The sequence below is a fragment of the Salifodinibacter halophilus genome (assembly GCA_012999515.1).
Classification (GTDB): Bacteria; Pseudomonadota; Gammaproteobacteria; order Nevskiales; family Salinisphaeraceae; genus Salifodinibacter; species Salifodinibacter halophilus.
Genome location: JABEEB010000001.1, coordinates 1,877,477 through 1,899,444, shown reverse-complemented (window position 1 = coordinate 1,899,444; position 21,968 = coordinate 1,877,477). Strand labels below are relative to the sequence as shown.

The following is a 21,968-nucleotide window of genomic DNA, read 5'->3' as shown; positions in this document are numbered from 1 at the left end:
GTACTGCCGCGTGTCACCCAGCCATACGACACTAGCCACGACTGCCATTGAGCGCCCGCGCGCGGCAGCATGGGGTAGAAGCTGCCGCGAGTACACGTCATGCCCCAGGATTTCCACCACGGCGTCCGCGTTGTCGAAATCAACGACGGCATCCGCCCGATCCGCACGATTTCCACCGCCATTATTGGCCTTGTCGCCACCGCTGCCGACGCTGACGCCGATGCGTTCCCGCTGGATACGCCCACGCTGGTCACTAATGTCGACGACGCAAAAGGTGGTGCCGGAACATCCGGTACGCTGAAGCCCGCGTTGAATGCCATCGCCGACCAGGCGAATCCAGTCGTGGTCGTGGTCCGCGTCGAAGAAGGCGCCACGGACAGCGACACCGACGCCAACGTCATCGGCACCACCACCAGCGAGAACAAAAAGACCGGTCTGCAGGCGCTGCTATCGGCTAAACAAAAGCTCGGTGTCACCCCGCGAATTCTCGGCTGCCCCGATTTGGACACCGAACCCGTCGCCCAGGAGCTCATCACCCTCGCCCAGACGCTGCGGGCGTTCGCCTACGTTTATTGCGATGGCGCGACGACGGTATCGGACGCGATAACGTACGCCGAGTCGTTCGGCGCGCGCGAGCTGATGCCCGTCTGGCCGCAGTTCGAAGGTTTCGATGTCGATGCCGCGGCGACCGTGACACTGCCGGCCGTGGCCCGTGTGCTCGGCCTGCGCGCCAAGCTCGACGAAACCGTCGGCTGGCACAAGACGATCTCGAATATCCCCGTTAATGGCGTGACCGGCATCAGCCGCGATGTCTACTGGGACCTGCAGTCCACCGGCACCGACGCGGACCTGCTCAACGACGCGAACATCACCACGCTGATCAACCAGAACGGCTACCGGTTCTGGGGCTCGCGCACGACCGACCCGAGCGGCTATTTCCCGTTCGAGAACTACACCCGCACAGCGCAGATCATCGCCGACACCATAGCCGAGGCGCAGTTTGCCGTCGTCGACAAGCCGATGACGCCTGCGCTCGCTAAAGACCTGATCGAGGGCGTTAACGCCAAGCTGCGCCAGATGACGCGACTCGGCTATCTACTCGGCGGAAGCGCCTGGTTCGACGATGCGCTGAACCCGAAAGACGTGCTGAAAAAGGGAAAACTTTATATCAGCTACGACTACACGCCGGTGCCGCCGCTCGAGAACCTGGTTTTTCAGCAGCACATCACCGACACCTACCTGGCCGATTTCGCCACCCGCGTTGCGGCCGCGTAACCGGAGACGATCATGGCGCTCCCCCACAAGCTCAAAGACTTCAATCTCTACGGCGACAGCAACTCATGGCAAGGGCAAGTTAAATCGCTGACCACCCCCGAGCTGTCGCGCAACGTCACGTCGTACCGAGCCGGCGGCATGGATGCCGAGGTCGAGCTGGATATGGGCCAGCAGGTCATCGAGTTCCAGTGGACCATCGCCGGCGTGCTGGCCGAGATCTACAACGAGTACGGGTCGCCGGTCCACGACGCCACTCAGCGCCGGTTTGTCGGCAGCTACGAGTCCGACGAGGACGGCACCATCAAAGCCGTCGAGATCGTCGTGCGCGGCCGCGACAAAACCATCGGTGGCGCGGATTCGAGCCCCGGTGACGACTCGGACACCCAGATCACGACGACGTGCAGCTACTACAAACTCACGATCGACGACGAGACGATCATCGAGATCGACGGCCCCGGCATGGTTTTCAACGTCCGCGGCGAGGACCGTATGGCCGACCGACGTGCCGCGCTGCAACTGTAACCCGACCCGGAGACTCGCATGTCCGACGAATCCGCTACGTCTGCCGATGCCGCCGACACGCAGTCGGCCACGGCCGAGACCATCACACTCGACACGCCGATCCAGCGCGGCAAATCGAGCATCGAAACCATCACGCTGCGGAAGCCCGGTGCTGGCGAATTGCGTGGCGTGGCACTGACCGACGTCCTGCGCATGGATGTCGACGCCCTGACCAGCGTGGTCCCGCGCATCAGCCAACCCGTGCTTACCAAGTCGGAGGTCCAGGGACTGGATCCGGCCGATCTCGTACAGTGCGGCTCGGCAGTAGCCGGTTTTTTGCTCACGAAAGCCGCCCAGGCGGACGCGACCCCGAGTTAGAGCTGCCCCGGAACGTGGAAGATGCGATGGCCGACATTGCGATCGCCTTCCACTGGCCGCCCGAGACGATGGACGCGATGAGTCTGACCGACCTTATGGCCTGGCGCGAACGCGCGCGGGTGCGCTCGGAGCCGCCGAAAGACGCGCCACAAGGGCAATGACATGGCCCAGGATCTGAATCTATCGGTCACACTGCGGGCGATCGACAAAGTCACGCGACCGCTTAAAAAAATCGACCGCAGCGGCTCGAAAACCGCCGAGGCGCTTAAAGCCAGTCGCAAACAGCTGGGTCAGCTCAACGCGGCGCAAAAACGCCTCAAGGGCTTCGAGAAGCTCAAATCGACATCGCGCGAGACCGGCCGAGCACTGAATGCCGAGCAGGAAAAGATCAAGGCGCTGACGCGCCAGATCAAACAGGCCGACGGCCCCACCAAGCGCCTGACCCAGTCGCGCGACAAAGCCATCCGGCAGGCGCGCAAGCTCAAACAACGCTATGCCGGCGAGCAAGGCGAGCTCGAGCAGATGCGCCGGACGATCAAAAAGACCGACGGCATCACGGGTAATTACGCGCGCGCCCAACGTCGGCTCGGCAGCAAGGTCGAGTCGACCAACCGACAGATCAAAACGCAAGAACAGCGCCTGGCACGCGTCGCCAAACGGCAAAAAGCCGCAGCGCGCGCGGCCGAACGCTACCGCCGGGGCGCCGATTTAGGCGGCCGGATGCGCGGGGGCGGCTTCGGCGCCGCGGCCGGTGGCGCAGCCGCGCTTTACGGCGCCGGGCGCATGCTGGCGCCCGGCGTATCCTACGGCGAGCAGACCAGCGAGCTGCAGGCCGTGACCGGCCTGGACCAGGGCAATAAAAAGCTCGACGCGCTCAAAAAACAAGCGCGCCACCTAGGCAGCACAACGCAGTTCTCGGCCACCGAAACCGCCGCTGGCCAGACATTTCTGGCCCGCGCGGGCTTCACCCCCGACGCAATCCGCGCATCGATGCAAGATGTGCTGGACGAAGCCCTGGTCGGCGGGCTGGATCTATCCAGTGCGGCTGACATCACCTCGAACATCGCCGGCGTTTTCCAGATCGACCCCGAGCAAGCCGGCAACATGAGCCGGGTCGTCGACACGCTCACAGCGGCGTCCACGCACGCCAACGTCAACATCAAGATGCTCGGCGACACCATGAAATATCTCGGCCAGGCCAAGGGTCTGGACGTGACGCTAGAGCAGTCGGCTGCACTGGCTGGCGTGCTCGGCAATATGGGTGTGCAAGGCTCGCAAGCCGGCACGACGCTGCGCCAGATGATGCAACGCTTGTCTGCGCCGACGGCCAAGGCCCGCAAGGCCATCCAGGGCCTCGGGCTCGACCTGACCGACGCGCAGGGCGATCTCAAATCGGTCCCCAACATCCTGCAGCAGGTCGCCCAGGCCACGAACGACATGGGCAACGCCGAACGCGCGGCCAACTTGTCGGCTATTTTCGGGACCCGTGCGGGCGCCGGCGTGGCCTCGCTGATTGACAAGCTCGGCTCAGAGGGGCTGCAAGGGCTGCTGCATTCGGTGCAAAATGCCCAAGGCGAGACCGCGAAAAAAGCGTCTGTCATGGCCGACAACATCGGCGGCGATCTGAAATCGCTCCAATCGGCATGGGACGAGGTCGGCATCAGCGTGACCGACGCCAACAAAGGCCCGTTGCGAGGCCTGATTGGAACCATCACCACAATTACGCGCGGGGTCGGCAGCTGGATTAAAGCCAACCCCGAGCTCGCCTCGAAGCTGACGACAGCGGCTGGTGCAGTCGCTGCGCTCGTCGCCGTTGGTGGCATGCTCACAGTGATGCTCGGCTCGATAATCGCGCCGATCTATCTCATCGGCGCGGCGCTGCCCGCTGTTACCGCGGCGTTTGCTGCGTTTAATGCCGTTTTGCTGGCTAATCCGATCACCTGGATCATCGGCGCCGTGATCGCACTCGGCGTTGCAGTCTACGCGCTCTACAAACACTGGGACAGCGTCAGCGCCTGGTTTTCACAGCGCTGGCAGGACATCAAAGACGCATTCAGCCACGGCATCGCCGGCGTCACCAAGCTGATCCTGAACTGGAGCCCCGTCGGGCTGATTTACCGTGGCCTCACCAAAGCGCTGCAGCTGCTCGGCGTCGATATACCCAAAAAGTACCGCACGCTCGGCGGCCTGATTGTCGACGGCCTTGGTGGCGCGATCATGGACGGCATCCGGTCGTTGCCCACCCAATTAAACCAAGCATGGGCGCGCATCAAGCAGGCATTCAGCGAAGGGCTCGGCGGTGTCGCCAAACTCGCGCTCAACTGGTCACCGTTCGGGCTGATTTACAAAGGCCTGGTTGCGGCTGCCGAATCGCTCGGGCTCAAGGTGCCCAAACGATTCCAATCCCTCGGCAGTGCCATCATTGACGGGCTGGGCGGCGCTATAAAAACCGCTCTAGCCGCGCTGCTCAACGAGCTGCCGAAAAAATTCATGCAGCTCGGATCAGCCATTGCCCACGGCATCGTCACTGGCCTCAAAAACGCCGGCGGCGCGGTCAAAGACGCCGTGGTCGGGCTCGGCAGCAGCACGGTCGGATGGTTCAAGAACAAGCTCGGTATCCAGTCACCGTCGCGCGTATTCATGGGCCTCGGTCAGAATACGGTCGAGGGCTACCGCCTGGGGCTGGCGCGTGAGCAAACGCGGGCGGTCGGCCAGATGGGCACGCTGGTGCGTGCGCTGACCAGCGCCGGTGCTGGCCTGGGCGTGGCGGCTGGCGGCGCCTCGATGCCAGCTAGTGCTGGCCAAAACATCGGCATCGACAATCGGCCGCCGGTGGCCGCCCGGTCGGCACCGGCGGCCACCGGACCGCTGATTGGCAGCATTACGATTAATGCAGCACCAGGCATGGACGAGCGCGCGCTGTCCGAGCATGTGGCGACTGAGGTCCAGCGCGCATTGGCCGACGCCGGCTATGATCAGGCCGCCAGCCGCCGCTCGGCCCTCTACGATACGGAATGACGGCCATGATGATGAGCTATGGGCAATTCGTTTTCGGTCTATCGACCGCGGCCTACGACGAACTTCAGCGCCAGACCGCATGGCGCCACCCGACAAGCGACCGCGTCGGCGCACGGCCGGCGCACCAGTACCTCGGCCCCGGCGACGACACCATCCGACTGCGCGGCGAATTGCTGCCGCATTTTACTGGCGGCCAGCAAAATCTCGACGAGCTGCGCGCCATGGCCGAAAAGGGCAACGCCTGGCCGCTGATCGAGGGCACCGGCCACAATTACGGCGTATACGTGATCAGTCGGCTGAATGAGACCCACGACCATTTTTTTCACGACGGCGCGGCCGCACACATCCGGTTCGATCTGGCACTGGAGCGTGTCGACGACGATCAGGCCCAGGCACGCATCGGCAAATTGACAGCCGACGATATTGACCAGCTCGCGCTAGGCTCGGCCAACCGCCGGATCGGCTAGCCATGGCCGATGCGCATCCAAAAGCGCCCGACTACCGCATCGAGGTCGACGGCCAGGTCATCACGCCCACGGTGCGCCGCGTGCTATCCAGTCTGCGGCTGACGGATCACAGCGGCGGCGATGCCGACGAGCTGAAACTGGATCTCGTCGACGACGGTTCGCTGGCGATCCCGCCGACAGGTGTGACCATCCGCGTGGCCATCGGCTGGCAAGGCGACGGCCTAACCGACCGTGGCCATTTTACCGCCGACGAGATCGAGCATAGCGGCGCGCCGGATACACTGTCGATCCTCGCCCGCAGTGCAAACATGCGCGCGCGACTGCCGGGCAAAAAAACCAAGAGCTGGGACGACATCGCCATCGGCGCGATCATCAATACCATCGCCGGCACCCACGATATCGACCACCGCGTGGAGGACGATCTAGCAGACACAGTTATTCCCCACATCGATCAGACCGATGAATCCGATCTCAATTTTTTGACCCGCCTGGGCGAGCGATTCGACGCCGTCGCCGCGGTCAAAGACGATAAACTGCTTTTTTTGCCCGCTGGCCAGGGCCAGACCGTCAGCGGTCAATCGCTGCCGAGTGCGCATCTCACGCGCGCCGACGGCGATCGCCACCGCTACTCGATCACCGACCGCGACAGCACCAGTGGTGTCACCGCCGACTGGCACCGGGTGGACGACGGCGACAAACACACCGTGGTCGCCGGCAAACAGGACCACGCCAAGCACTTGCGCGCAGTATTCGCCACCGAGGACGACGCACTGGCGGCCGCCCAAAGCGAATGGCAGCGCATCCAGCGTGGTGAGCGCCGGCTGTCCTATACGCTAGCCGAGGGCCGTGCGGATCTGGTAGCCGAGATGCCGGTGCAGATTAGCGGCCTACCATCGCCCATCGACGGCATCGGCTGGCAGATCAAGACCGCGACCCACAATTTAACGGCCAGCGGCTACACCACCGATCTCAAGCTCGAAATGATCGGACAGAGCCGCGATAGCGGCCCATAAGCCGAGTTCGACCCTAACCAACCCCATTGCCCCGGCTTCGATCGGCGATTGTGCGGGCGCACAGCGCGTCGACTTTAAGCACCGATTGCAACAGCGTGCTGTTGCACGAGCCTGCGACTAAAGTCGAATCACAAACCCTCTAAAACCCGTTGCATGCTGTAATAATTTCCGTTTAATGGGAATTAACAGCAGGGGATGGGCCCCGCTGGCTCAGCTTATTAAAGGAGCGGGAAATGGCAGCACAAAATTTCGAAGCTTGGATCAACGATGCCGACATGCCGGAAAAACAAAACGGTGTGTGGCGTGACCTAGAAACGGGCTTCGCATACGACCCAAAAATCGACTATGTCAACGGCGGCCATCGCAGCTTAGCCAGCAAAGGCACGGTCTCGCAAAAGGCCGAGGAGTCGCGTGCTGCCGCAAAAATGTTCGGCGGCATCGCGCTGACAGGCTCCAAAAAGCAAAAAGACTGGGGCGAAGATATCCGCGCCGACAAGATCAAAAGCATGGATATCGACCAAGCCGAAATGGCCTGCGATCGAGATGGCCTGGGCCGCACGGCCAAATTCTGGATCGAAAACAGAAAGCGCAGTGGACGCGAGTTCGGTGAATTCTTCCAGGCTCAAAAAGCACTACTCAAACAGCACAAAACAGCGCGCGCTAACGGCGACGAAACTGCAACAGCAGAAATCGCCAGCAAATACAACGCGCTAACGACTGAGTGGGGGTTCTAATGAAGGCCATTATTCAATACGAAACCGGCTCACGAGCAGGCAACGTCCTGCTCATGGGCATTGGTGACGACGAATCAGAAGCGCGCCAGGAGGCATTCGCGCATGTCAACCACGGTCACAACAATTTCGATGAGGAATATAGCGGTGGCACGCTGGTCGACGTTGATGATGTTCTAGCGTCGATTATGTGCGAAGTCGACGAAATCGAATCGCCGGATACGATGCAGAATATGTACAACGCGCTCGAAAAGTTGTATATCAATGAAGCTGGACGACTGGCAACGCATTACCATGCGGACATTATCGCGCGTGACCGCGACGGCAACGCCGTATGAAGCTGCGAGATTACCAGCAAGAATTATTCGACACCGTGCACAACGCGGCGTCGAATGATCTTATTCAGCTCGATACCGGCGGTGGCAAAACACCTATTATCGCCGCACTAGCGCAGCAACAACAGTACTGGCTAGTCGTTGCGCACCGCAATACGCTAATTCAACAAGCCAGCGCTACGATCGCCAGATTCGGTCTCGACCACGACACTATCAGCAGCGCATATACACGCCGGCGCTGCATGGCCGCGCATCGCGAACAAGGGCATGAACATATAGTGCCAGGCTGCTCGTCAGCGCTCGTGGCCAGTGTTGACGGTATCATGGCGCGCTACAAGCGCGGCCAGCTCCATATCGACCGCTATCAGCCGTGGCTCGTGCTCATCGACGAAGCACATCACGCGATTTGCGACAATAAGTGGGGCGCGCTTGCAGAAGTGCTTCCCAATGCACGTTTCGTCGGTTTTACAGCAACACCAGCTCGGACCGACGGCCGCAGTCTACATGCTGACAACCACGGCTTGTTCGACCGATTGGTCCAAGCCAGCGCGCTAAGGCAAGATAGTGTGCGCACACTGATCGAAAACGGTCATATAGCAGATTTCGACGCGTGGGCACCGGCGCTAACATACGGCGACGGCACGATTGACTCGCACAACGAATATGGGCCGCGTCTACATCGGGGTGCCCAAAGCTGGGCTATCAACGGCCACATCTTATTTGGTGACATACTCGATATTTACCAGCGCTTGATCGGTGACCGGCGCACTGTCGTAATGCTGCCACGCATCGACGTCGCTGAAACATTTACATACGCGCTGCGTGACGCTGGTTATTCGGCAGCGGCGGTGCATTGTAAAATGCCGCAAACTGAAACATATCGACGCATCGACGCTTTTGCGCACGGCGAGTTCCAGTTTTTATGCAACGTTGACATCATCAACGAAGGCTTCGACTTACCCGGCATCGAAGCTATTTCGCTGTTGCGGAAAACTCAATCAACGGTGTTATACCGTCAATGGGTAGGCCGCACGCTGCGCAGTGCACCTGGCAAGCGCGCACGTATTATCGACCACGTCGGCAACATCATGACGCATGGGATGCCGGATCGGCATATCGACTGGTCACAGCGATTCATCCGGCCACCGGCTGATGATCGGCTAATCGCATGTCAAGCATGCGAGTACGTATTCAACGTCTACCGCGCTGCGTGCCCATGTTGCGGCTGGCTTATCGAGCCCGAAGAGCGCAGCGATAAACCGGGCACGTACGCTGTCAAAAACATAGATTGGGAACTTGTCAAACAAGAGCGATCTGCGATTTTGCAGCGTCGCGCCGAGCAATCTGAAGCCGAGCGTCTGGCACGCGAGATTGATTTGCCATCGCCAACACGTCTTCAAGCGCAGGGCAGTATCGGCCAAGCCTGCATTCGAATCCGCGACTGGGTGGCGAACCAGGCCAGCAACGACGTGCCGATCGCTACGATTAACGATTGGCTGCGCTCCGAGCAAGCTGAAGATCCACAGTGGTACATGCAGCGATTCACGCTAGCTGATACGCGTACGCAAGCCCCGAAAAAAGCCGCGCACGCGATCAATGATTGGCAACGACAGACACAGGCGCACGCATGATCAATCTGATACATGGTGATGCGTTCGAGCACGTTCCAAATCTTGAACGGCACGACTTACTTCTCACCGACCCCCCATTTGACTTGGACGGCCAGCATTTGCAGCGATTGATTGCTAATGCGCCAGTCGACCACGTCGTGCTGCTTGGCACACTCCGGCAAATCGTGGCTGCATGCGCTACGCCGGGGTACACGCTGGCATTTGACCTGGTACTCGATGCCGCAACACCAAAAGACAGCAAAAGCTACCGACAACCGCATTACACGCACACAAACGTCGTTTATCTACGCCAGACCCATGTCGCATCAATCTTCGATCGGCGTCGCGGTCAACGCGAGGATGCATTCTCGGCCAGTTATTGGCCGTCCATTGTTCGCGCCCCACGTGACCGCGTGGCCGACGGTGGCTACGCGAAAAATGAGCAAGCGATTACCGACATCATGGCCGCATTCGCGGCAGGCCGGATTATCGACCCGTTTGCCGGCACGTGCACAACTGGTATCGCTGCATGCAACAACGGCTGCAGCGCGACACTGATTGATCACGACAGAGAGTCGCTATTAAATGCACGCGACAATCTGATGTTCATTGGTGGTGACGTGAAAGCACCCAACTAAGCCGGGATCAGAATCACAAAAGGAGCGAAAAATGCAGATTCACGAAGACATGAACTTCAAGGAAGTTTCTGAGGGTCGGCGAGATGACTGACGCCGACAAGCTACGTCAAGCCGGCGAGGCCCTTTATGGGCCTCGCTGGCAAACGGCGCTAGCCAAAGACCTGGGTGTCGCGTCGCGCTCGGTACGCTACTGGGCGGCCGGGAAACATGATCCGCCTGCGGGCGTCTGGGGAGAACTGCACACTCTGCTAAAGGGACGACGACGACTGATAGACGACGTATTGACTAACATCTGATTACCGCACAGCATCACGTGCTCAAGAACCCAGCGCGCGTAGTACGCGGATCGGCCCTGGGCCCTGGGCTGAATACAGCATTTTTTCGGCGGTATCGCTCCACAAATAGAGGCCATATTTCTTCTTGATCAGCTCTTCGAAGCTGTGCATCCCCGTCAAACGGTTCGCCACATTGGCAGCCTCGGTCCGCGTGACAGTCAGATCATAATGCGGCGCGTCGAGCTCCTTGTAATGGGTCAACTGGCTGTCGGTCTGCATCGGGAAAGCCACAACATGGACCGTGTCGCGATGAGTCTGCGCGAACGTCATATAGATGGCGTTCACAGCCGCACGCGCAGTGCTATCGTCGATTACCTCGCGCATATCGCCCTTATAGACCAGTGGCGAGACTCGCACGCCGCCGTTTTTTAGATGAGCGAGCTGTTTGTGCTCCGGTGGGTAATCACCGGTGTCCTGGAGCGCCTTATAGGTCGACTCGAAATAGCGCGTTGCCGAATCGCCGGCTTTAGCGTGCGCTCCCTGGGGCGCCACGACCACGATCCCGGCTAACGCCATGGCCAGCCCAATAACGGTGATTTTATGATTTGCCATCTTCATTTTCCCCAGTCTGATGGCATCTACACGCCCTGGCCACAGCCGCTAGCCTGCACCATGATCTGGTAAATCCGGTCGATTTCGGGCTGTGGCAGCGAGGCCAGTTGGGTGACGATAAATGCCTGCTTGTCGTCGGCCGGGGCTACAACAGGCGAAAATACCACCGTGTTGTGGTCGCCGATAACATTTTGGTTGCCGACAACCACCGGCGCGCCCGTCGCCTCGTCGCCGCGCGCCTGGTCAGACACCGATGCCATGATTGCCTCCCGGATCTGTCGCTGAATATGTTGATGCACGTGTGACCGTCTCCCTGGTGTTCATGAGGCACTTCGCACCAGCCGCATGATGTGATCCCGGCTGGGGCGCGCATGAGCCTGCGCGTAGATGTCCACCAGTGTCGAGATTAAATCCGCTTTTTTGACCGGTGTCAGCGTCACACCCGCTTCGGTCAATGCGGATTCCACGCCCACGACTACGGCATGGAGCACGTCGGCATTGGGTGCCGGCGCACCCTGATTGGCCGGCATAGAGACCTCGTCGCCCGGATTTAATAAGCCGTGACCCGGCGACTCATGCCCGAATATCAGGTAGTCGAGGCTGACGTTTTCTTTATCTGCAAGCTGTGCAGCTTCTTTGTACGGGACGCGCCCACGTGACGCGGTGTTTTGCACTGCGTTCGAACGGTAGCCCAATAGCTGCGATAGCGCCGCCACGCTAGTCACGCCAGCGGCCTCCTTCATGCGGCTTATAACATCGATAGTCCCTATTCGGGATTCATTAGAGCTATTCATTCTAAAAATAGTCCCTATTTGTATTGCAAATAATCCCGTATCGGGACTAAACTGATGCCTGTCTTGCACAACTGTCTTGCATTATGCCGCACACCGCCGACAACCGGAAAAGTCGCAGCCCCACCGGCTGTAACGCGACGCCGATCTATGTCTCGCTGACGCCGGCCGAGCGCGACCAGGTTGTCGCGCTGGCGAATGCCGAGCGGCTGACGCTGGGTGCCACAGCCCGGCTGCTGATGCTGCGCGGACTGGGAAAACGGACCGACAACCGGCGCATTTCGCTGGCCGGTTAGAGGAGAACACCAATGTACGGAGATCCAAAACGCGTGCGGCAGCCTTACGCTCGCATCAATCTGGATGATTACGAGCGCAAACTGCTGGATGCACTGGTCGACTACACCGGCGTCGAACGGGCGTCGCTGCTCAGGCATCTCGTCATCAAAGAAGCGCTGGATGTGCTGGGCGTCGAACATGAGAACAGCTTGGTGGACGAATTCGACCGGCGCCAGGCCTGATTGTGACCGGCAATAATCCCGATTCAGGGCCTGAAAAGGCCCCCGACTCCGAAACCTCAGCCAGTGACCCACAGCTGGACGATTTATTAGCCCGCGTCGCGGCCGCGCGCGGCATCCCCAGCAAAGCTGAGGCCTATGAATTCCTGCTAAGGCGCCGTCTGCGCCGCTCAGCCCGGGCGGCTAGCGGGCGTGGCCGCGCTATGCACCTGATCAATCGGGGGTCCTGATATGGCGACGCCAATCCCCTGCCCGCACTGCGGCGGGCCGACTCGAATCCGCAAATCCGAGGCGGTATCAAACATCACCCGCGAGGGTGTAATCGAGTGCCGCAACGTCGAGTGTCTGTGGCGCGGCAAATATGTGTTTTCCATGACACACACGCTCTCGCCGGCGTTGGCGCCGGATACCAGCGTGCGCATACCGCTATCGCCCCAGATCGCCAAGCGGCTCAATCCCGAGCCCGATCAATAGGAGACCGTTATGCCATCACGCATCAATCAGCGCGTACAGACCCATATCGGCGCCTGGCCGCCAGACAGCGACCCACGCTGGTACGCCCACGTCGGCTGCGGCCAGCATTTGCATCTCGATGATGCCGAGAGCAACCACAGCGCGGGCTTTGGGGCGCCGCCGGCCGACACCCGCTGGTTCCTGATTCATGAGCACATGCCGCCGCACTCGGCGGCGATACGCCGCGCTGGCATACCGAGCAAACAGCGTCGGACGGCCGGCTTACTTCAGCAGATCGGCGCTGCGATGTCGCTGACGATTGTGATGGGCGGGCTGATGGCCGTGGCGTCGGTTTTCACCGGATGATGCGCCTAATCAAAGACTTTTACGACCTCGACCCGGCAGCATAATCCATGTTCGCCAGCCTGCGAAGCGACATCGTCGCACGACTGACCGACGCCGAATTCCGTGGCGTCGAGCGCCACACGTGGATCCAGAAAATCACCTGCCCCGAGTGTCACAAGCGTGAGGCGTATGCCCACGCGGATTCGCCGTGGCTGGTTTTCTGCGGCCGGCTGAACAACTGTGGCGTGCGGTCACACGTCACAGATCTTTTTCCCGAGATTTTCGATTCGTGGACAGAGCGCTACCAGCCGCCGGCGGATGCCAAGCCGAATCCAACCGCGGTCGCCAATGGCTACCTGCGAGATGGGCGCGGGTTCGATTTGACGTTGATCCACGGCACATATACGCAAGAGTCGTTTTTTAGCCAACAGTGGGGGATCGGCACGACCACAGTGCGTTTTACGCTGCCCAGCGGGGCGACTTGGGAGCGGCTGCTCGACCGACCGCACCGCTTCGGCCAAAAAGCGCATTTTCGCGGCCAATACCGGGGCGATGCGTGGTCGCTATACGACGACACCGACCTGGCCCAGGCTGGCGAGGTCTGGATCGTCGAGGGCATTTTCGATGCGATTGCATTGGCACACGTCGGCATCCGCGCGATCTCGGCGATGAGCTGTGCGAATTTCCCCGGCGATCGGCTGGCGCGCCTGCAGCAGGCCGCAACAGACGCGAGCACCAAGCGCCCGGCGCTGATCTGGGCGCTGGACAACAATCCCGCTGGGCGCGATGCCATGGAGCGTCACATCGAGCGCGCGGCCGCGCTCGGGTGGACAAACGATGGCGCCCAACCGCCAGGTGGGCGCGATTGGAACAAGCTGTGGCAGCACGGCGAGCTTGAGGATGCAGATGTCGAGCGCTATCGCTACTACGGGGCGCTGCTGCTGGCCCCTACGCCGACAGCCAAGGCAGCGCTCATCTATCGCCGCACCCCACGCCGTGATTTTTGGTTCGAGCACAGCCGGCGTGTGTACTGGTTCGAGCTCAATCCCGATGATCTCAACAAGGCGCTGGAATCAGTCACCGGCGACAGCGATGCCGACGAGCGCCAGCCGACTGCTGCCGAAATGGATGAGGCCATCCGCCAGGCTGGCAAAATCAGCCGCATCTGCAATGCGCATCCGACTGCGCTCTATTACCAGGCTAATGCCGACACCGACGAGGCCTGGTACTACTGCCGCGTCGATTCGCCGGACGGCACATCGGTCCAGAATACTTTCAACGGCGGCCAGTTAGCCGCGGCATCTGAATTCAAAAAGCGCCTGATGGGCATTTCGGCCGGCGCGATCTGGTCCGGCAGCTCGATGCAGCTTGATCGGCTGCTGACTGACCAATTCCAACGCATCAAAACAGTCGAGACCGTGGATTTTGTCGGCTATGCCCGCGAACACGGCGCGTATCTGCTCGGCGATATCGCGATTTCGCGTGGCCGTGTCTATCGCAAAACAGGCGAGGACTATTTCGATTTCGGGCGAACACGTCTCAAATCCCTGTCGCACTCGCCGGAGCTGCACATCAACCCCGACCTCGAGGCGTTTGATACTAGCTGGGTCGCCAACCTGGTCGGCGCATTCGGTGCCGACGGCGTGGCCGCGCTGGCGTTTTGGCTGGGGTCGATGGTTGCCGAGCAGATCCGCGAGGCCCATAAATCATTCCCTTTTTTAGAGATCGTCGGCGAAGCCGGGGCCGGCAAATCGACGCTGATTGAGTTTTTGTGGAAGTTGGCCGGGCGCGTGGATTACGAGGGATTTGACCCGACCAAAGCGTCGCTGCCCGCGCGCTCGCGCAATTTTGCCCAGGTCGCCAACCTGCCCGTGGTGCTGAACGAGTCCGACCGCGAGCTCGATGGTGGCGCGCGAGGCCGCCAGTTCGATTGGGACGAGCTAAAAACCGCGTATAACGGCCGCAACATCCGTGCACGTGGCGTTAAAAACGCGGGTAACGAAACCTACGAGCCGCCGTTTCGCGGCGCAATCGTGATATCGCAAAACGCCGAGGTGCAGGCCAGTGAGGCCATTCAGTCGCGCATCTGCCACCTGCGGTTCACCAAGTCCCGTCAGACCCGTGCCACCAAGGAGCTGGCCGAGGCGCTGGAGCGTGCCGACGTCGATGCGGTTTCCGGATTTTCAGTCCGGGCTGCGACCCATGCGCAACAGATCGTCGACCTCGTGTCCGAGCGCGTGGCCAGCTACGAGGCCTATCTGTTGGAGGATGATCATATCCGGGCACGGCGCATCGCGAAAAATCACGCCCAGCTATTAGCGCTGGTCGATGCGCTCGGCCCCGACGGGCTGAATCTGATCGACGAATCCACGGTCGGCGACGGCAACGAGCGCGTGATCCAGATGGCGCGCGAGCGCCAAACCGCAATCAACGCCGATCACCCGATGGTTGAGGAGTTCTGGGAGGCCTACGATTTCATCGAATCGATGTACGAGGGATCGTCATTGAACCACTACGGATCCAACGAAGATCACGGCCGCATCGCCATCAATCTAAAGGAATTCGAGGCCATGTGCGGACAGCACAGGCTTCACAGCGTGCCGCCAGTCAAAGAGATGAAGCGCTATCTGCGTGGTTCACGATCGCGCCCGTTCGTCGATTCCAACATTTCGGTGCGTAGCCGCCTGCGCGACAACGCCGCAACCGTGCGCTGCTGGGTGTTCACCGATTCCCCTAACCGGCAACAGAAGCCATGAGATGTGCCTCAATAAAACCGAAACACACGGAATAGCCATGACCGATCGAGCGAATGAGAAGCCACTAGAACACGTGCCCGGCCCGGGGTACGCCGACGTATTGCGGCAGGATATCGGGGCGGCATTCGACGCTAATGACAGCGACGGGCTAGACCGCATCGCGGGACGTGCCGAGGGGGCGCACCTAGCCACCGGCGCAGGCCAATACCGGCGCCTGGCTAGCTATGCGACCCAATGCCTGGAATTTTTGCAGCACAGTGAGGCCGCGTCGTGAAGCCGCGCTCGACTGTCAACAGAAAGCCAGCGCGCGACCGCCGCGGCGCTGGGGCGGCGGCATTCGTCGCGACCACGCGCCCCGCCACCGCTAACAAACCGCTCGCGCCGCACCAGGTTAGCGTCGAGCCCACCACGGGCGCCGATATGGTCAACATCGTAGCTCGCGCGCAAGCTGATCCAGCCGCCGTCAATCGCGCCTGGCGCCGATTCAAATCCGCCGCGCCCGCAGAGGCCGAACACTTGCGCGATTTTTTCCCACGCCTGCAAGCCCGCTTGCCTGACGCTGCCATCGAACTGCCGGCCGAATATCTAGCGCCGTCTGAATAGACGAACAGCCGTTACGGCCCATTGGCCAGCGCATTGATAATCGAGCAGTAATAGCTATGCATCCGTTAGCCATCACAATCCAGGCAGCCGCCGATTCGCTAGCTGTGTCGCCGCGTACCGTGCGTCGTATGCTGGACGACGGCGAACTTATTGCGGTACATATACGCGGCGCCCGCCGCGTCCAATACGCAAGCCTGCTAGATGTATGCCGCACCGAAAAGACGGATCCCCATACTGGTTCGCCAGCTACGTCAACGCACGCGGCCGGCGAACTCGACGATCTACTGGCACAGCGGACTACCAGGAAGCCAAAGCGCTCGAGGGCAAGTGGCGCGCCGAAGTCCACCGACAAACTCGGTGGGGCGAGCGGCCGCGTTATACATTTGAACAACTGCTGACGGCCTACCTCAAAGCAACACCCGACAAACGCTCGGCCGAGCGCGACGCATATTCAGTCAAGGCTTTGCGGCCACATTTCGGGGGGCTAGCGATTGCCGACATCACCGCCGCACACGTAGCCGAATACAAACGCTGTCGGTTTTCTGAGGCCGCCGCCGCCACCGTCGGCAAAGAGATGCACCTGCTATCGGCCGCAATAAATCACGCGAACGCCGAATGGGACTGGCACGTACCAAACCCGATGCACGGACGCATCCCGACGCCGCCCGATGGCCGCATCCGCTGGATAACACATGATGAGGCCGATTCACTGCTCGAGGCCGCGGCCTCACGCCGACGCGCGCCATATTTGGTCGACATGGTCCGATTGGCACTCCATACCGGACTACGCCATCGCGAACTGCTAAACCTGGCATGGAATCGAGTGGACGAATCGAACAGCCTCATCTACCTATATAGCGCAGACCAAAAAAGCCAACGCGTCAGCTCGATCCCGCTGAACAAATCAGCCCAGACGGCTTTGAACAACCGGCGCGGCATCGACCGTCATCGCGTTTTCACATATCAGGGCCAGCCAATTGCCTCCGCTAAAAAATCTTTTCGGGCCGCGTGCCGACAGGCTGGCATTGACGATTTCACAATCCACGACTTGCGGCACACGACCGCGAGCTGGATGATCCAGCGAGGCGTCTCGCTAGCCGCAGTCAAAGAGGTCATGCGCCACCGGTCTATCCAGACGACGATGCGCTACGCCCACCTAGCTCCGGAAAACACCAGAGCAGCAGTGGCCGCACTGGACTGGGACTCGATTGGGACGCACAACGGGCAAAACGGGGCCGACACTGGCCATACCTGACCACTATAGTCCCACATAAATAAAATAACTAGTTGATTTTATTGAAAGTATAGATAGCCCGATGCTTTCACACGGCAGGGGTCGCTGGTTCGAGCCCAGCACCGCCCACCATAAAATCAATAAGTTACAGACAATTAACAGCGCAACCTGGCCCCGTACGGACCGCAGTACGGATATTGGGGCCAAAAAGGCCGGAGCATCGCACCCCGGCCTACCGGCCGCGCAACCAGGAGGAGTTGCCGCCGGCTGTCGTGGTTGTTTACTCATGGACGGACACTCACGACTTGCCCGCCGCCACGCTGTGCTCGGTAGCTAGAACCTAAGCGCCCCGTGGCCGGATGCTATTCCACACCGGAAAAATTCATCGCCTGCTGGATTTGACCGGCTTCAACACCCGCTTCTTTGGCCTCGCTCAGTGCCTTGACGGTGGCCTGTAGCGCCCGTGCTCTGGCACCGGTGTCCATCGCCTGTGTGGGCGTCAGTGCATCAATGGTTACGCCGGCGCCCAACTTGTCAGTGGCCTCTTGTGCCATCAGTTCAGCAATCGGTTGCAAACTCATCTGCACTAGGTGACTCCTAGCTTCGCGGATTACTGGGCCGGCGCTTTGGTCGTTCAACAAAGCCGGCAGGACGCCGTAAGCGCTCACAATGGCGTTGTGCGCCGCTCTGTGGCTCTCTGTGGTCATGCTGCGGGACAGATCGGGGGATAAGTCCGCTGGCTTCCAGTCTTGCTGTGGCGCTGGCCCGCCGGCTGCGGTAACGTTGGTGGATTCTGGTAGCAGAACACGACCGCGCTGACCTCTGAAACTGCGTTGCAGATTCGCGTTACTGCCGTCCGGGTCCTCCGGCGTGCTCATGACTTGACTGCCCAAAGGCGAATCGGTGTAAACCTCAGCAAGTGCCCGCTCGATTGCATCCAGCAGCCCGGCTGTGAGGCTAGCGCGGTGCAAGGGGCTGCTACCACGCCACGGTGCCGACGGGCGGCTACCGATTCGAAAGTGAATAACTTCGGGCGCTAGTACCGTTACGCTACGGCCGCCGGTCACGTCGGGCAGTGTGAGCCGGTACGCCGTCGGCTCGCCGTCCCGGGTGGACAAATCCCACTCGTAAGCAGGGATCAGCCGGCCTTCGCCGATCAGAAAAACCGCCTCGCCGGTCAACCCTAGGCTACGCCCGGCCATGGCCATGAGACGCGGTGACAATGACTGCGTGCCGTCAATATCGGCTTGCGCCAGTGTGTTTTCCCAAAGGCCCACGCAGGTTTGTGTGGTGGCCGTCAGATCGCCGACGCCGGCCTGGCCCTGGATCTCAGCAAATCGGGCTGCCATCGCCTGCGATGTGAAATTACGTTGCTCTGGCTTGTGGCGTTTGAACAAATTCAGCAGGCCCATTAGTCAATCTCCTTGGCCAACGCCTCGATGCGGTCGCCGCGGCTGGTGGTGGATACTGCTTGCACCTCCAACTTGTGATCGCCAAAGCGCACCCGGTCACCGACCTTCATATCGGTTTCGGCCGGCGCGGCAACGGTGTAGGCGATCGTTGTGGTGGGAATCTGGCCACCCACGAACGAATGCTCCTGACGCTGCGGATAAACGCGGCCCGTGAAATCGCATTGCTTGTGCCACTCTTTAATGATCTCGCCGTAATCATTCTCTTGTTTGATGTAGCGCCATAGCTCGTACGTGCGCGTGAAATAGCCGCCGCTCACCGGTAGCGCCTCAGCAAGTCGGCCGCGCCGCTGTTGGGCAGTGCTCGGGCTGCTGCGTTAGCGCTCCGCTTGTGCGAATAGTCGCCGTCGCTGACTTCGGTTAAGCCGCCGTCTATCGGTGTTTCGGCCCAGTATTCAGCCAAGCGCCGGTAGGCTTCATAGAGCTCAGCCGGCACGTCCGTGTCGTCGCCGACCGTGAATGTCAGCCGGTGCGGTGCGTCGGCCAGAATGACGCCAAATGGCCCTTCTTTCGGGGTGATTTCCTTCCATGCACACCCCGTCCATTGCTCGGCCTTGCCCAATTTGGCCGGGCGCAGTGGGGGCGAGAACGCGCCGCCGCTATCGGTATCACAGATCACCTGGCGCTTGGCCCAGCGCCGGTTCATCCACGCTTCCAGTCGCCCCCAGACAACGGCCGGCTCGATGGCCGCAGCCGCGTCGGACAGATCAGCCGGTGGTGCGGGATACGTCGGTGTGCTTTCCTCTATGCGGATTGTCTCGACCATTACCGCCACCTAAACGCGGGTAAAACCATGGGGTGATTGATGAATGCGTCGAGATCGACGGCTGGGTCCCAGGAACGCGCCTCGACTTGCGCCGCGTCATAGGCTGGCCGGGTAACGACGGATAACTCATGGAGCTTTGCCGAGCGCACTGTGCGCAGGACACCGTTGTCGCGCCGGGAAACGGTCTCGCCGTCGGGTGCTACGGCAAAGCCCGGTGACAGCCCCACAGACAGGCCGGCGCGCGCCAGTGCCAGCGTATCCCGACCGTGACTGGTGTTGGCCACTTCGGGACTGATCCGCGCCTCGAATTGAAGCGCGTCGTCGGTATCGTTGACGGACAAACTGCCCGCACCGCGCGACGCCAGCGGTTTAGCGAAATCGTGCGAAGCTAACAGGTGCACATCCTCATACTCGAAGGCACCCGGCTGGAACGTCTCGAACCGGCCGCGTTGCAGCTCGGCTTCGGCACCGAACGGGAAGCGCCCCGCAATGGTGGCGCCCCCGTCCGGCTCACCCCGGACCTCAAGCCCGCCGTTGACTGGCGCGAACAGCATTACTGCAGGCCCGACAGAATCCGCAGCTGCTCGGCCCGGCTGATCGAGACGTCCAGCGTGACCAACCCGGTCAGGCGCAGCCCGCCGCTGGCCGCATCCGAGTACGGATCGCGGATCATATCGATCGCCCCCCAGGTGGCGACGAAGATAGGCGATTGGCCACCCGCGTTGGTGGTCAACAGCGCCGACGACGCCTTCGGACTGCCACTCGGATCAGCCAATGCGTTGTGACTCTGGGTCACGCGGCCCAACTTGGCCGCCAGGCGATCGTATTCGGTCACGCCCGAGCCACTGTCGAAAATCACACCATCCATTGCGTCCCAGACCTCAGGGCGGATCAGTGCGTTGACGCTGTTCGGCCCGGTGGCCGCATTAGACAGCATGAACTCGGTTACAGCCTTGCGGAATGCGCCGTAAGTCGCCTCGCTGTCCACAGCAGTAGATGCGATGCCGTAGTCGCTAGCCTTGGCCATCACGCCAGATGGCTGGCCCGATTTGCCGCTTCCTTGGAAGATCACCTTATCCATTTCGGCCTGAATCGCGCCCTGCATGTCGCGGCGAATTGCATCTTCGATGCCAGCCGACTGCTTCATGGCCTTGCGGGTGATGCTCATCTGAACGCCTAGCGTGCTATCAGGCGACAGCGGTCGGTCGACGGTCGTGAACTCGGTCGGCCCGGCTACTTCGGCCCCCTCGGAACCGGCCCAGCCGGTACTCACACTCGATGTGGAAACCGGATACTCAACGCTGCCGCTACTGATGTTGACCATCTGCGCGCCCATCGAACTGGCAACGGACTGCGGAAACAGCCGATCAATCAGCGGGCGAGTGTCGACGGGATCAGGAACGTGACTCGATGTGGTTTCGCCCGCGCGCTGCTCGAATGCCGCGAAGGGAACGGGCACGCCTCGGTAACCACCCTGGTTACGGAGCTCAGTAACCACTTCGGCCGTCTTGCCATCCAGCGGCCGGCCCTCGTCCAGGTTCAGCGCCGCTTGGCGGACTTCATAGCCCGCCAGCAGGTCGGACCATTGTCGGCCCTCACGAGTCTCCAACTCGGCACCGGCGTTCTGACGCTGTTCATCCTCAGACACGAGTGCAGCCCGGTAACGGCGCTCGTTGTCCTTGTATTCGCCGTCAAGCGTATCCAGCCGCTGCCGTTGCTCGTTGGTCAATTGGTCATTTCCGGCCAGCGTCGAGAGTTCTTCACGAATCTCCGATTGGCGCTTTTCGATCGTTTTGCTTTGCAACATGTGGTGCCACACCCATCCGTATATGTTAATTAATTATATCACTTATCAATTTACATTCAATTGAGTTATATGTTACTCGCGCATAGCTCAGGATCGGCGGATCAACTCGCGCCACTTGGCGCGCTCCGGATCGGGGGGAGATTGCCCAAGCTCTCGACGTGTCTCGGCGTTGTGGCACGACGCGCACAGCGTCGCTGTGTTAGCCACATCGAACGCCAGCTCGGGGTGTGTTCGAACTGGCTTTATATGGTGGACTTCAAGCCGGTGTCGACTTCCACATTGGGTGCACTTGAAACCGTCGCGCCGCTTGGCCTGTAGCCGAACTGCTTGCCAGCGGCTGGTGCGTAGCGCCCAGTTGCCGGGTCGATGGGGCAAG

29 protein-coding genes and 1 pseudogene are annotated in these 21,968 nt (G+C 60.8%); 21 read left to right on the top strand and 9 right to left on the bottom strand.

The window, feature by feature from the left end:
- The first annotated feature begins 99 nt into the window (after nt 1-99).
- The 12 genes and pseudogenes from HKX41_08795 to HKX41_08740 all read left to right on the top strand — a co-directional run bounded on the left by HKX41_08795 (nt 100) and on the right by HKX41_08740 (nt 10,175).
- Nucleotides 100-1,275, top strand: coding sequence for a phage tail sheath protein (locus HKX41_08795; protein NNC24252.1), 1,176 nt, complete (start codon nt 100-102; stop codon nt 1,273-1,275).
- 12 nt (nt 1,276-1,287) lie between these two features.
- The gene (locus HKX41_08790) at nt 1,288-1,797 is read left to right on the top strand and encodes a phage major tail tube protein (protein ID NNC24251.1); all 510 of its coding nucleotides are present in this window, start codon (nt 1,288-1,290) and stop codon (nt 1,795-1,797) included.
- A gap of 18 nt (nt 1,798-1,815) precedes the next feature.
- Entirely contained in the window at nt 1,816-2,154 is a 339-nt protein-coding gene (locus HKX41_08785; GenBank protein NNC24250.1) for a phage tail assembly protein, read from the top strand.
- Nucleotides 2,155-2,180: 26 nt separating this feature from the next.
- Complete coding sequence (locus HKX41_08780) at nt 2,181-2,315, top strand: GpE family phage tail protein (GenBank protein ID NNC24249.1); 135 nt, start codon at nt 2,181-2,183, stop codon at nt 2,313-2,315.
- 1 nt (nt 2,316) lies between these two features.
- Nucleotides 2,317-5,172: a phage tail tape measure protein gene (locus tag HKX41_08775; GenBank protein NNC24248.1), complete on the top strand. Its 2,856-nt coding sequence runs from the start codon at nt 2,317-2,319 to the stop codon at nt 5,170-5,172.
- A gap of 5 nt (nt 5,173-5,177) precedes the next feature.
- On the top strand, nt 5,178-5,639 hold the full coding sequence (locus tag HKX41_08770) for a phage tail protein (protein NNC24247.1): 462 nt from the start codon (nt 5,178-5,180) through the stop codon (nt 5,637-5,639).
- A 2-nt stretch (nt 5,640-5,641) separates the two neighbouring features.
- Complete coding sequence (locus HKX41_08765; GenBank protein ID NNC24246.1) at nt 5,642-6,652, top strand: phage late control D family protein; 1,011 nt, start codon at nt 5,642-5,644, stop codon at nt 6,650-6,652.
- 233 nt (nt 6,653-6,885) lie between these two features.
- Nucleotides 6,886-7,386 carry a hypothetical protein gene (locus tag HKX41_08760; GenBank protein NNC24245.1) on the top strand — a complete coding sequence of 167 codons (501 nt, stop codon included), beginning with the start codon at nt 6,886-6,888 and terminating at the stop codon, nt 7,384-7,386.
- Entirely contained in the window at nt 7,386-7,721 is a 336-nt protein-coding gene (locus tag HKX41_08755) for a hypothetical protein (protein ID NNC24244.1), read from the top strand. Before HKX41_08760 ends, HKX41_08755 begins: the two co-directional genes overlap by 1 nt.
- Nucleotides 7,718-9,349, top strand: a complete 1,632-nt coding sequence (locus tag HKX41_08750; GenBank protein ID NNC24243.1) for a DEAD/DEAH box helicase family protein — start codon at nt 7,718-7,720, stop codon at nt 9,347-9,349. Before HKX41_08755 ends, HKX41_08750 begins: the two co-directional genes overlap by 4 nt.
- Entirely contained in the window at nt 9,346-9,966 is a 621-nt protein-coding gene (locus HKX41_08745; GenBank protein NNC24242.1) for a hypothetical protein, read from the top strand. Before HKX41_08750 ends, HKX41_08745 begins: the two co-directional genes overlap by 4 nt.
- Nucleotides 9,967-10,049: 83 nt before the next feature.
- A pseudogene (locus HKX41_08740) lies at nt 10,050-10,175 on the top strand (adhesin).
- A 108-nt stretch (nt 10,176-10,283) separates the two neighbouring features.
- Here HKX41_08740 and HKX41_08735 read toward each other — a convergent pair.
- From HKX41_08735 to HKX41_08725, 3 genes are read right to left on the bottom strand one after another with little or no spacing between them, the layout of a single operon-like run.
- Nucleotides 10,284-10,853 (bottom strand): hypothetical protein, encoded by a 570-nt coding sequence (locus HKX41_08735; GenBank protein ID NNC24241.1) that lies wholly within the window; start codon nt 10,851-10,853, stop codon nt 10,284-10,286.
- A 26-nt stretch (nt 10,854-10,879) separates the two neighbouring features.
- The gene (locus tag HKX41_08730; protein ID NNC24240.1) at nt 10,880-11,113 is read right to left on the bottom strand and encodes a hypothetical protein; all 234 of its coding nucleotides are present in this window, start codon (nt 11,111-11,113) and stop codon (nt 10,880-10,882) included.
- Between the two features lie 60 nt (nt 11,114-11,173).
- The gene (locus HKX41_08725) at nt 11,174-11,578 is read right to left on the bottom strand and encodes a hypothetical protein (GenBank protein ID NNC24239.1); all 405 of its coding nucleotides are present in this window, start codon (nt 11,576-11,578) and stop codon (nt 11,174-11,176) included.
- A 152-nt stretch (nt 11,579-11,730) separates the two neighbouring features.
- Here HKX41_08725 and HKX41_08720 point away from each other — a divergent pair, with 152 nt between their 5' ends.
- The 9 genes from HKX41_08720 to HKX41_08680 all read left to right on the top strand — a co-directional run bounded on the left by HKX41_08720 (nt 11,731) and on the right by HKX41_08680 (nt 17,571).
- Complete coding sequence (locus HKX41_08720; protein NNC24238.1) at nt 11,731-11,940, top strand: hypothetical protein; 210 nt, start codon at nt 11,731-11,733, stop codon at nt 11,938-11,940.
- 12 nt (nt 11,941-11,952) lie between these two features.
- On the top strand, nt 11,953-12,162 hold the full coding sequence (locus HKX41_08715) for a hypothetical protein (GenBank protein ID NNC24237.1): 210 nt from the start codon (nt 11,953-11,955) through the stop codon (nt 12,160-12,162).
- 228 nt (nt 12,163-12,390) lie between these two features.
- Nucleotides 12,391-12,633 carry an ogr/Delta-like zinc finger family protein gene (locus HKX41_08710; protein NNC24236.1) on the top strand — a complete coding sequence of 81 codons (243 nt, stop codon included), beginning with the start codon at nt 12,391-12,393 and terminating at the stop codon, nt 12,631-12,633.
- Nucleotides 12,634-12,642: 9 nt separating this feature from the next.
- Nucleotides 12,643-12,978, top strand: a complete 336-nt coding sequence (locus HKX41_08705; GenBank protein NNC24235.1) for a hypothetical protein — start codon at nt 12,643-12,645, stop codon at nt 12,976-12,978.
- Between the two features lie 47 nt (nt 12,979-13,025).
- Nucleotides 13,026-15,713 carry a bifunctional DNA primase/helicase gene (locus HKX41_08700; protein NNC24234.1) on the top strand — a complete coding sequence of 896 codons (2,688 nt, stop codon included), beginning with the start codon at nt 13,026-13,028 and terminating at the stop codon, nt 15,711-15,713.
- 37 nt (nt 15,714-15,750) lie between these two features.
- Nucleotides 15,751-15,987 (top strand): hypothetical protein, encoded by a 237-nt coding sequence (locus HKX41_08695; GenBank protein ID NNC24233.1) that lies wholly within the window; start codon nt 15,751-15,753, stop codon nt 15,985-15,987.
- A complete protein-coding gene (locus HKX41_08690) occupies nt 15,984-16,316 on the top strand; it encodes a hypothetical protein (protein ID NNC24232.1) in 333 nt (110 codons plus the stop codon). Before HKX41_08695 ends, HKX41_08690 begins: the two co-directional genes overlap by 4 nt.
- A 56-nt stretch (nt 16,317-16,372) precedes the next feature.
- A complete protein-coding gene (locus HKX41_08685) occupies nt 16,373-16,714 on the top strand; it encodes a helix-turn-helix domain-containing protein (GenBank protein NNC24231.1) in 342 nt (113 codons plus the stop codon).
- A gap of 65 nt (nt 16,715-16,779) precedes the next feature.
- Nucleotides 16,780-17,571: a site-specific integrase gene (locus HKX41_08680; protein ID NNC24230.1), complete on the top strand. Its 792-nt coding sequence runs from the start codon at nt 16,780-16,782 to the stop codon at nt 17,569-17,571.
- Between the two features lie 341 nt (nt 17,572-17,912).
- On the opposite strand, the gene HKX41_08675 is transcribed toward HKX41_08680, so the two are convergent.
- The 6 genes from HKX41_08675 to HKX41_08650 all read right to left on the bottom strand — a co-directional run bounded on the left by HKX41_08675 (nt 17,913) and on the right by HKX41_08650 (nt 21,967).
- Nucleotides 17,913-18,962, bottom strand: a complete 1,050-nt coding sequence (locus tag HKX41_08675) for a phage portal protein (GenBank protein NNC24229.1) — start codon at nt 18,960-18,962, stop codon at nt 17,913-17,915.
- Nucleotides 18,962-19,279 (bottom strand): hypothetical protein, encoded by a 318-nt coding sequence (locus tag HKX41_08670; protein ID NNC24228.1) that lies wholly within the window; start codon nt 19,277-19,279, stop codon nt 18,962-18,964. The genes HKX41_08675 and HKX41_08670 overlap by 1 nt, the downstream gene beginning before the upstream one ends.
- The gene (locus tag HKX41_08665) at nt 19,276-19,785 is read right to left on the bottom strand and encodes a hypothetical protein (protein NNC24227.1); all 510 of its coding nucleotides are present in this window, start codon (nt 19,783-19,785) and stop codon (nt 19,276-19,278) included. The genes HKX41_08670 and HKX41_08665 overlap by 4 nt, the downstream gene beginning before the upstream one ends.
- Nucleotides 19,785-20,339 carry an HK97 family phage prohead protease gene (locus tag HKX41_08660; protein NNC24226.1) on the bottom strand — a complete coding sequence of 185 codons (555 nt, stop codon included), beginning with the start codon at nt 20,337-20,339 and terminating at the stop codon, nt 19,785-19,787. The genes HKX41_08665 and HKX41_08660 overlap by 1 nt, the downstream gene beginning before the upstream one ends.
- Complete coding sequence (locus HKX41_08655) at nt 20,339-21,592, bottom strand: phage major capsid protein (protein NNC24225.1); 1,254 nt, start codon at nt 21,590-21,592, stop codon at nt 20,339-20,341. The genes HKX41_08660 and HKX41_08655 overlap by 1 nt, the downstream gene beginning before the upstream one ends.
- A gap of 87 nt (nt 21,593-21,679) precedes the next feature.
- Nucleotides 21,680-21,967, bottom strand: a complete 288-nt coding sequence (locus HKX41_08650; protein ID NNC24224.1) for an HNH endonuclease — start codon at nt 21,965-21,967, stop codon at nt 21,680-21,682.
- Nucleotide 21,968: the final 1 nt, after the last annotated feature.

Excerpts from the sequence above, each read along its gene's own strand:
- HKX41_08795 (NNC24252.1), top strand. The coding sequence starts at position 100 with ATGCCCCAGGATTTCCACCACGGCGTCCGCGTTGTCGAAATCAACGAC.
- HKX41_08790 (NNC24251.1), top strand. The coding sequence starts at position 1,288 with ATGGCGCTCCCCCACAAGCTCAAAGACTTCAATCTCTACGGCGACAGC.
- HKX41_08785 (NNC24250.1), top strand. The coding sequence starts at position 1,816 with ATGTCCGACGAATCCGCTACGTCTGCCGATGCCGCCGACACGCAGTCG.
- HKX41_08780 (NNC24249.1), top strand. The coding sequence starts at position 2,181 with ATGGCCGACATTGCGATCGCCTTCCACTGGCCGCCCGAGACGATGGAC.
- HKX41_08775 (NNC24248.1), top strand. The coding sequence starts at position 2,317 with ATGGCCCAGGATCTGAATCTATCGGTCACACTGCGGGCGATCGACAAA.
- HKX41_08770 (NNC24247.1), top strand. The coding sequence starts at position 5,178 with ATGATGATGAGCTATGGGCAATTCGTTTTCGGTCTATCGACCGCGGCC.
- HKX41_08765 (NNC24246.1), top strand. The coding sequence starts at position 5,642 with ATGGCCGATGCGCATCCAAAAGCGCCCGACTACCGCATCGAGGTCGAC.
- HKX41_08760 (NNC24245.1), top strand. The coding sequence starts at position 6,886 with ATGGCAGCACAAAATTTCGAAGCTTGGATCAACGATGCCGACATGCCG.
- HKX41_08755 (NNC24244.1), top strand. The coding sequence starts at position 7,386 with ATGAAGGCCATTATTCAATACGAAACCGGCTCACGAGCAGGCAACGTC.
- HKX41_08750 (NNC24243.1), top strand. The coding sequence starts at position 7,718 with ATGAAGCTGCGAGATTACCAGCAAGAATTATTCGACACCGTGCACAAC.
- HKX41_08745 (NNC24242.1), top strand. The coding sequence starts at position 9,346 with ATGATCAATCTGATACATGGTGATGCGTTCGAGCACGTTCCAAATCTT.
- HKX41_08735 (NNC24241.1), bottom strand. The coding sequence starts at position 10,853 with ATGGCAAATCATAAAATCACCGTTATTGGGCTGGCCATGGCGTTAGCC.
- HKX41_08730 (NNC24240.1), bottom strand. The coding sequence starts at position 11,113 with ATGGCATCGGTGTCTGACCAGGCGCGCGGCGACGAGGCGACGGGCGCG.
- HKX41_08720 (NNC24238.1), top strand. The coding sequence starts at position 11,731 with ATGCCGCACACCGCCGACAACCGGAAAAGTCGCAGCCCCACCGGCTGT.
- HKX41_08715 (NNC24237.1), top strand. The coding sequence starts at position 11,953 with ATGTACGGAGATCCAAAACGCGTGCGGCAGCCTTACGCTCGCATCAAT.
- HKX41_08710 (NNC24236.1), top strand. The coding sequence starts at position 12,391 with ATGGCGACGCCAATCCCCTGCCCGCACTGCGGCGGGCCGACTCGAATC.
- HKX41_08705 (NNC24235.1), top strand. The coding sequence starts at position 12,643 with ATGCCATCACGCATCAATCAGCGCGTACAGACCCATATCGGCGCCTGG.
- HKX41_08700 (NNC24234.1), top strand. The coding sequence starts at position 13,026 with ATGTTCGCCAGCCTGCGAAGCGACATCGTCGCACGACTGACCGACGCC.
- HKX41_08695 (NNC24233.1), top strand. The coding sequence starts at position 15,751 with ATGACCGATCGAGCGAATGAGAAGCCACTAGAACACGTGCCCGGCCCG.
- HKX41_08685 (NNC24231.1), top strand. The coding sequence starts at position 16,373 with ATGCATCCGTTAGCCATCACAATCCAGGCAGCCGCCGATTCGCTAGCT.
- HKX41_08675 (NNC24229.1), bottom strand. The coding sequence starts at position 18,962 with ATGGGCCTGCTGAATTTGTTCAAACGCCACAAGCCAGAGCAACGTAAT.
- HKX41_08665 (NNC24227.1), bottom strand. The coding sequence starts at position 19,785 with ATGGTCGAGACAATCCGCATAGAGGAAAGCACACCGACGTATCCCGCA.
- HKX41_08660 (NNC24226.1), bottom strand. The coding sequence starts at position 20,339 with ATGCTGTTCGCGCCAGTCAACGGCGGGCTTGAGGTCCGGGGTGAGCCG.
- HKX41_08655 (NNC24225.1), bottom strand. The coding sequence starts at position 21,592 with ATGTTGCAAAGCAAAACGATCGAAAAGCGCCAATCGGAGATTCGTGAA.